We start from the raw sequence: 7,597 nt of genomic DNA, 5'->3' as shown, positions 1-7,597 counted from the left end.
GAGACAGGGCCATCGGGGTCCGGGTGGCCAGCGGAGCCCCCGGGTCCACCCGGCGCAGCGGCCGGTCGTGGTGGTCGTCGGCCCAGCGCGCGTCGAACACCGCGCCGGCCCGCTCGGCCACCGCGTACGCCTCGGCGCGCAGCAGGTCGAGGTCCGTCGCCGCCGGGGTCAGCAGCGTCAGCAGCGCGTACCGGCCGGCCGGATAGGTGACCACGCAACCCGTGGCGGCCCGGACCACGTACTCCCGCATGGGGCCCTGCCACAGCGTCTCCGCGAACCGGTGCCCGAGGCCGGCGCTGGCTGCGGCGAGGGCGGCCACGTGCGCCGCCTCGGTGGTCGGCAGGTCACTGGCGACCAGCAGCCCGTCCCGGCTGGCCAGCAGGACGCCGGTCAGCTCCGGGCGCCGCTGCCGAAACCGGTGCAGTTCGAGGGTGATGGCCGCGTCCGCATCCACGAGGGGTCTCCTTAGCCGTGCCGCACAGGGGCTTCGCCGGCGGTGGAGTCAGCCCGGTGCCGGCATGTCACGTTCCGCTTCCGGCACGCTACCCCGGGCCATCGGGTGGCGCGAGCCCTGCGGCCATCGGCAATCGGTCAGCAACTCTCGACTGATCGGTGGTTGCGTGTGCTGTTGCGCAACGGAACCGGCCGGTCGCAGGCAGTCCCGGCGGGATCGCCGACCGGGCGGTTCCGGTCACCCGGGCGTAACCTGGGCTTCGCCGCACACCGATGTCTCGACCCACGGAGGATCCGCTGATGAGCAGCGTCTGGGAGAACCTGACCATCGACTCCCGGGATCCCGCGCGGCTGGCCCGGTGGTGGGCCGAGGTCCTCGACTACCAGATCGTCGACGAGCGTCCGGACGAGGTGGAGATCCGGCAGTCCGGCGACCACCTGCCCGGCCTGGTCTTCGTGCCGGCCCGGGAGGCCAAGCAGACCAAGAACCGGCTCCACATCGACCTGCGCCCGCTCGACCAGGAGGCCGAGGTGGAACGCCTGGTGAACATGGGCGCCCGGCACGTCGACGTCGACCAGGGCGAGGTCGAGTGGACGGTGCTCGCCGACCCGGAGGGCAACGAGTTCTGCGTCCTGCGGCAGCGCGGTTGAACCGGGTGGACGGTTGAGCAGCGGGGACGACGTGCGGCGCCGGGTACCGGAACCGCCGAAGGACGCCGGCTCCGGCCGTACCCCGTACCAGCGGGACCGGGCCCGGGTACTGCACTCGGCGGCGTTCCGCCGGCTCGCCGCCAAGACCCAGGTGCACACCGCCGGTACCGACGACTTCCTGCGTACCCGGCTCACCCACTCCCTGGAGGTGGCCCAGATCGCCCGGGAGATGGGCGCCCGGCTCGGCTGCGACCCGGACCTGGTGGACACCGCCGGGCTGGCGCACGATCTCGGGCACCCGCCCTTCGGGCACAACGGCGAGGCCACCCTCGACGGGCTGGCCCAGCCGTGCGGCGGGTTCGAGGGCAACGCGCAGACGCTGCGCGTACTCACCCGCCTGGAGGCCAAGGTGGTCGGGCCGGACGGCGCGTCCGCCGGGCTGAACCTCACCCGCGCCGCGCTCGACGCCACCGCCAAGTACCCCTGGCCGCGCCGGCCCGGCCAGCGCAAGTTCGGCGTGTACCCGGACGACCGGCCGGTCTTCGACTGGCTGCGCCGGGGCGCACCGGACGACCGGCGCTGCCTGGAGGCGCAGGTCATGGACTGGGCCGACGACGTCGCGTACTCGGTGCACGACGTGGAGGACGGCATCCACGGCGGGTATCTCAGCCTCCGGCCGTTGCGCGACGACCCGGACGAACGGGCGGCGCTCTGCGCCGACGTGGCAGCCGTCTACTCCACCGAGTCCGCCGACGACCTCGGCGCCCTGCTGCTCGACCTGCTCGCCGACCCGGTGCTGGAGCCCCTGGCCGGGTACGACGGCAGCCACCGTGCCCAGGCGGCCCTCAAGTCGAGCACCAGTGTCCTCACCGGACGGTTCGTCGGGGCGGCGGTCACCGCCACCCGCGCCCGGTACGGACCCGGCCCGCTGCGCCGGTACGACGCCGACCTGCTGGTGCCCGGGCCGGTCCGGGCCCAGTGCGCCCTGCTCAAGGGCATCGCGCTGCGGTACGTGATGCGCCGACCCGGCTCGGCCGGCCGGTACGCCCGGCAGCACGAGATCCTCACCGGCCTGGTGCACGCGCTGGTGGCGGGCGCGCCGGAGACACTCGATCCGGTCTTCGCGCCGCTGTGGCGGGCCGCCCCGGACGATGCCGCCCGGCTGCGGGTGGTGATCGACCAGGTGGCCTCGCTGACCGACCCGGCGGCGGTCACGTGGCATGCCCGGCTGACCGGCCGGTCGCCCGGGTCGGAATTTAGGTTAACCTAACCGGGTGGCGAGCGAGAAGAGAGTGACCCGGGCGCGGGTTCTGCGCACCGGACGGCCCACCCCGCACCTGGTGCGCCTGGTGCTGGGCGGCGACAGCCTGGCCGGCTTCCCGGCCGGCGAGTACACCGACCACTACATCAAGTTCCTCTTCCCGCCGGCCGGGGTCGAGTACCCCGATCCGGTCGACCTCGGCACCATCCGCCGCGAGTACCCGCGCGAGCAGTGGCCCCGGCTGCGGGCCTACACCGTGCGGAACTGGGACGCCGGGACGGGGGAGTTGACCGTCGACGTGGTGCACCACGGCGACGAGGGGCTCGCCGGGCCGTGGGCCGCCGCCCTGCGCCCCGGTGACCACGTGCTCTTCACCGGTCCCGGTGGGGCGTACGCGCCGAGCCCGACGGCCGACTGGCACCTGCTGGTCGGCGACGAGAGCGCCCTGCCGGCCATCGCCGCGTCGCTGGCCCGGGTACCGGCCGGCGCGCCGGCCCGGGTCTTCGTCGAGGTCTCCGACCCGACCGACGAGCAGGAGTTGAGCACCGAGGCGGCTGCCGAGATCGTCTGGCTGCACCGGAGCGACCGCCCGGTCGGCGCGGCCCTCGTCGACGCCGTCCGCGCCCTCGACTTCCCGGCCGGTGACGTGCACGCCTTCGTCCACGGCGAGGCCGGGTTCGTCAAGGAACTGCGGCACCTGCTGCGGGTCGAGCGGGGGGTGCCGCGCGAGCGGCTCTCCATCTCCGGCTACTGGCGGCACGGCGTGGACGACGAGGGCTGGCGCGCCGTCAAGGCCGAGTGGAACCGTCAGGTGGAAGCGGCGGAGGAAGCGGCCACCGCCAGGGCCTGAAGCGGCCAGCACCCTTGAGTCTTTCGATAGCTGTCGATAGCGTGACGCCGTCGTCGCATTGTCGACAGTTGATCGGTCACCCCCGAGGGAGACCGGGGACAAGGGGGTACGGATGGGCGAGAACAGCCCGGGCATCGGGCGGCGGACACTGTTCCGGGGTGCCGCCGTCGCAGGCGCCGTGACGGTCGGCGGGGGACTGGCCTCGGCCGCCCCGGCGCACGCCTCCGGTTTCTACAATCCGTTCCGCGCCTACGCGATCTCCTCCGGCTGGCAGGACCACCTCAACCGGGGCTCGCTCGGCGGCATCGACTACCCGATGTCGGTCGGCACCGGCCTGCCGGCCTGTGGCAGCGGGACCATCCAGAACATCCCGTACAACGGCACCGGCGGGCACACCGTCACCATCTACCACCCGAACGGCTACCGGACGCAGTACATGCACCTGTCCTCGTTCCGGTTCGCCAACGGCACCTCGGTCGCCGCCGGCACCGTCGTCGGGTACTCCGGTGGCGCCGCCGGGTCGGACGGCTCCGGCTCGTCCACCGGTCCGCACGTGCACTGGCACATGATCAACCCCTCGGGGGTACGGATCGACCCGCTGGTCTACCTCGCCGGGCTCGGCAGCGGCCTGCCCAAGACCACTACCGAGTACGACGGGGTACCCGGCCCGGTCATGTGGATGCGGGCGCAGAACTGGCTGCGGATCGAGCAGGGCTACGCCGGCCCGATCGACGGCTACCCGGGCGTCAACACGTACGCCGCCCTGCAACGGGAGATGCGCGAGTACGGCTACACCGGCCCGATCGACGGAGTCCCCGGCAAGTACACCTGGATGGCGGTGCAGCGGCTCGCCTCCCGGTGGGGGTACACCGGCCCGATCGACGGCGTGATGGGCCCCAACTCCTGGCGTGGCTTCGCGAAGTTCCTCAACCAGGACCGTTGGGACTGACCGGGCCGGTTACCGGTGGGTGCGTCAGCCCCGCCGTCTGGCGTCGGGAAGCGGGACGGTGCCGGCCGGCCCGAGCGCGTCTGCGGCCGGCTGCAACGGGGGGCGTCGGTCCAGCACCACCCCCACCTGACGGGCGGAGCGGGCCACCCGCCGCCGTACCACCGTCAGGTGCGCCGCCACGGACCCGGCGAGCAACCCGACGCCCACCAGCGCGCCGACCCAGCCGGGGCGGGATGCCGCCACGCCCAGCGCGGCGGCGCTCGCCACCACCGCACTGTTGACCAGCCCGACGGTGCCGGGCAGCCCCACCGCGTCCCGGAACCAGTGCCGGCGGAACGGTTCCGGCGTGAACGGCCCCGGATCGTCCAGCGTCGGCATCAGCATGAACGGCGCCAGATCCGGGGCCCGGCGGGTCAGATAGGTGCGTAGCGCGGTCGCGGCCACCGCGTACCGCCGACCCCGGTCGTTCAGCTCCACCAGCCGGGCGAACACCGCCACCCCGAGCAGCAGGACCAGCACCCCCAGCCCCACCACGGTGGCCAGGCGTACCCGCTCACCCGGACCGTTGGCGGTGATCAGCGCGGCCGACACGGCGGTCGAGGCGGACGCCACGGCGAGGAAGAAGTTGAACCGCGCCACCGACTGGTCGTGGATCGCCCGGCTCGCCTCCCGGACGTGTTCGTACTCGGCCAGCGCAACGGTGAGCGCGACATCCGGTTCGTCGGCCACGGTGGTCCCTCCCGGTCTGCGGCGACCGGGGATCTCCGGCGCGCGCCGAGCCACGAGCCTAGCCAAGATCGGCAAGTGGGCGCCGGCCACGATCCGCAGGTGTTGAGCGGGGGCCCCTCCTCTACCGGAAACGTTAATAGGGGGCCCTTCCTTACGGTGTTCCGGGGCAGGGCAGGATGTACGCCGGAGGGGGTGGCGCAATGGCCGGGCGGATCCGGGACGAGGACATCACGCTGGTCCGGGAGCGCACCTCGATCGCGGAGATCATCTCCGAGACGGTGACCCTGAAGTCGGCCGGCGGCGGCAACCTCAAGGGGCTCTGCCCGTTCCACGACGAGAAGACGCCCTCGTTCACCGTGGCGCCTGCCCGGAATGTCTATTTCTGTCTGGCTGGCGACACCAGGGTGCTCACCCGGTCAGGTGTGCGCGAGATCCGGGAGCTGGCCGGTGGCCGGCACACAGTCCTGACCACCGGCGGTCGTTGGGTGGAAGCGCCTTTCCACTCCTTCGGCGAGCAGCGCACCCTTGAGGTGCACCTCAGTCGGAACGGCCAGAAGAAGACCATCCGGGCCACCGCCAACCACCGGTGGTTCGTGCGGAGCGGCAGCCGACGGACCGGGCGGAGCGAGCGAACCACCGAGCAGTTGCGGACAGGCGATCGACTGGCCTACACCTTCACCCGGTCGTTGACCACCCGAGACGGCGGCCACGAGCTGCGGCCGTCCCCCTTCGGCGTCGCCCGTGGCATCGTTTTCGGTGACGGGACCCTGTTCAACCAGGGCAGTGTCGCTCTGCTCTACGGTGGCAAGGACGCGGAACTGCTCAAATGGTTCCCGCTCAGTCACACCTACGAGCGGCACAACGCCTTGGTGGTGACGAACCTTCCGGCCTACTTCAAGACCGAGTTGCCCTCGCTCGACGAGTCACTCTCCTACCTCTACGGATGGTTGGCCGGCTACTTCGCGGCAGATGGCGACGTCGCGGCGGACGGCTGTATCTCGCTGAACTCCAGCAAACGCGAGCACCTGGAGTACGTACGCGACCTCTGTACCCGGATCGGTGTCGGTACGTACGGTATCCGCGAGTACACCCGTACCGGGTTCAAGGACTACCAGCGGCCCGACGGTGAACTGGGCTGTACCGGTCCGATCTACCGGCTCACCCTGATGGGCTCGGACCTGCTGGAGGAGTTCTTCCTCCTCTCCGAGCACCGCCGCCGGTTCCTCGGCCACCGCAAGTCCTCCGAACGGCGCGGTTGGGTCGTCGAGCGGATCGAGGACCACGGCCACGTCGAGGAGGTCTTCTGTCCCGTGGTCGAGGGCACCCACGCCTTCGTCCTGGAGGACAACATCCTCACCGGAAACTGTCACGGGTGTGGCCAGGGCGGAGACGCGATCAAGTTCCTGATGGACGCCGAGCACCTGACCTTCGTCGAGTCGGTGGAGCGGCTCGCCGACCGGGCCGGCATCCAGCTGCGCTACCTCGAGACCGGTACCGCCCCCCGGACCCGACCGCAGCAGGGCCAGAAGCAGCGGCTGGTGGCCGCGCACGTCGCCGCCGCCGAGTTCTACGCCGGTCAGCTCGCCGGCCCCGGCGCCCGACCGGCCCGGGAGTTCCTCGCCCAACGGGGCTTCGACCGGGCCGCCGCCGAACGCTACGGCTGCGGGTACGCCCCGGACGCCTGGGACCTGCTCACCAAGCACCTGCGGCAACGCGGGTTCACCGCGCCGGAGCTGGTCACCGCCGGACTGGCCCGGGAGTCGCGCAACGGCACCCTGATCGACCGGTTCCGGCGCCGGCTGCTCTGGCCGATCCGGGACCTCACCGGTGACATGATCGGCTTCGGGGCCCGCAAGCTCTTCGACGACGACGACGGTCCGAAGTACCTGAACACCCCCGAGACCCCGATCTACAAGAAGTCGCACGTCCTCTACGGCATCGACCAGGCCAAGCGGGAGATCGCCAAGCAGGGCCGGGCGGTCATCGTCGAGGGGTACACCGACGTGATGGCCTGTCACCTGGCCGGCGTACCGACCGCCGTGGCGACCTGCGGCACCGCCTTCGGCGCCGACCACATCGGCGTACTGCGCCGGTTGCTGCTCGACACCGACCAGGTGGCCGGCGAGATCATCTTCACCTTCGACGGGGACGCGGCCGGACAGAAGGCGGCGCTGCGGGCCTTCGAGGAGGACCAGCGCTTCGTCGGGCGTACCTTCATCGCCGTCAGTCCGGACAACATGGACCCGTGCGAGCTGCGGCTGGCCAAGGGGGACCTGGCGGTCCGGGACCTGGTCGCCCGCCGGGAGCCGCTGGTCGACTTCGCGTTGCGGCAGGTGATCAGCCGGTTCGACCTGGACACCGTCGACGGCCGGGTGGAGGCGATGCGCCGGGCCGCGCCACTGGTCGCCCGGATCAAGGACCGGGAGAAACGTCCCGAGTACGTCCGCAAGCTCGCCGGTGACCTGGGCATGGAGATCGAGCCGGTGCAGCGGGCGGTGCTCGCCGCCGGTGACCCGTCGGGTCAGGCGCCGGCCCCGGCCCGACCGGGCCGGGCGGCACCCGCCGCCGGGGACAGCCCGCAGTCCATGGTGGAGCGGGAGGCGCTGAAGCTGGCCCTCCAGGTGCCGGTGCTGGCCGGGCCGATGTTCGACGCGATCGCCGCCGGGGAGTACCGGCATCCGGTGCACGTCGCGGTGCGGGAGGC

General features: G+C 72.1%; 6 protein-coding genes and 3 pseudogenes. 7 read left to right on the top strand and 2 right to left on the bottom strand.

Annotation, left to right across the window (positions count from 1 at the left end; translation table 11 throughout):
- Positions 1-454, bottom strand: a 454-nt coding sequence (locus GSF22_RS27675) for a roadblock/LC7 domain-containing protein (protein WP_208816675.1), incomplete at its 3' end; no start/stop codon positions are given.
- 299 nt (positions 455-753) lie between these two features.
- On the opposite strand from GSF22_RS27675, the gene GSF22_RS27670 reads away from it, so the two are divergent.
- The 4 genes from GSF22_RS27670 (at position 754) to GSF22_RS27655 (ending at position 4,164) form a co-directional block, all read left to right on the top strand.
- Positions 754-1,104 carry a VOC family protein gene (locus tag GSF22_RS27670; protein WP_208816674.1) on the top strand — a complete coding sequence of 117 codons (351 nt, stop codon included), beginning with the start codon at positions 754-756 and terminating at the stop codon, positions 1,102-1,104.
- Between the two features lie 13 nt (positions 1,105-1,117).
- Positions 1,118-2,374 (top strand): deoxyguanosinetriphosphate triphosphohydrolase, encoded by a 1,257-nt coding sequence (locus tag GSF22_RS27665; RefSeq protein ID WP_208816673.1) that lies wholly within the window; start codon positions 1,118-1,120, stop codon positions 2,372-2,374.
- Positions 2,375-2,378: 4 nt separating this feature from the next.
- A complete protein-coding gene (locus GSF22_RS27660; RefSeq protein WP_208816672.1) occupies positions 2,379-3,215 on the top strand; it encodes a siderophore-interacting protein in 837 nt (278 codons plus the stop codon).
- A 112-nt stretch (positions 3,216-3,327) separates the two neighbouring features.
- Positions 3,328-4,164, top strand: a complete 837-nt coding sequence (locus GSF22_RS27655) for a M23 family metallopeptidase (RefSeq protein WP_208816671.1) — start codon at positions 3,328-3,330, stop codon at positions 4,162-4,164.
- 24 nt (positions 4,165-4,188) lie between these two features.
- Here GSF22_RS27655 and GSF22_RS27650 read toward each other — a convergent pair whose 3' ends face one another.
- On the bottom strand, positions 4,189-4,893 hold the full coding sequence (locus GSF22_RS27650) for a hypothetical protein (protein ID WP_208816670.1): 705 nt from the start codon (positions 4,891-4,893) through the stop codon (positions 4,189-4,191).
- Positions 4,894-5,069: 176 nt separating this feature from the next.
- Between GSF22_RS27650 and GSF22_RS35860 the strand changes: the two are divergent.
- The 3 pseudogenes from GSF22_RS35860 to dnaG form a co-directional block, all read left to right on the top strand.
- Positions 5,070-5,279: pseudogene (locus GSF22_RS35860) on the top strand (CHC2 zinc finger domain-containing protein); the annotation flags it as partial.
- An 18-nt stretch (positions 5,280-5,297) separates the two neighbouring features.
- Positions 5,298-6,026 (top strand): annotated as a pseudogene (locus tag GSF22_RS35855) (LAGLIDADG family homing endonuclease); the annotation flags it as partial.
- Between the two features lie 231 nt (positions 6,027-6,257).
- Positions 6,258-7,597 (top strand): annotated as a pseudogene (dnaG, locus tag GSF22_RS35850) (DNA primase); the annotation flags it as partial.

Source organism: Micromonospora echinofusca (genome assembly GCF_017614955.1).
Classification (GTDB): domain Bacteria; phylum Actinomycetota; class Actinomycetes; order Mycobacteriales; family Micromonosporaceae; genus Micromonospora; species Micromonospora echinofusca_A.
The sequence above is the reverse complement of the archived record's forward strand: the minus strand, read 5'-3'. Positions and strand labels throughout refer to the sequence as shown.

Excerpts from the sequence above, each read along its gene's own strand:
- GSF22_RS27670 (WP_208816674.1), top strand. The coding sequence starts at position 754 with ATGAGCAGCGTCTGGGAGAACCTGACCATCGACTCCCGGGATCCCGCG.
- GSF22_RS27655 (WP_208816671.1), top strand. The coding sequence starts at position 3,328 with ATGGGCGAGAACAGCCCGGGCATCGGGCGGCGGACACTGTTCCGGGGT.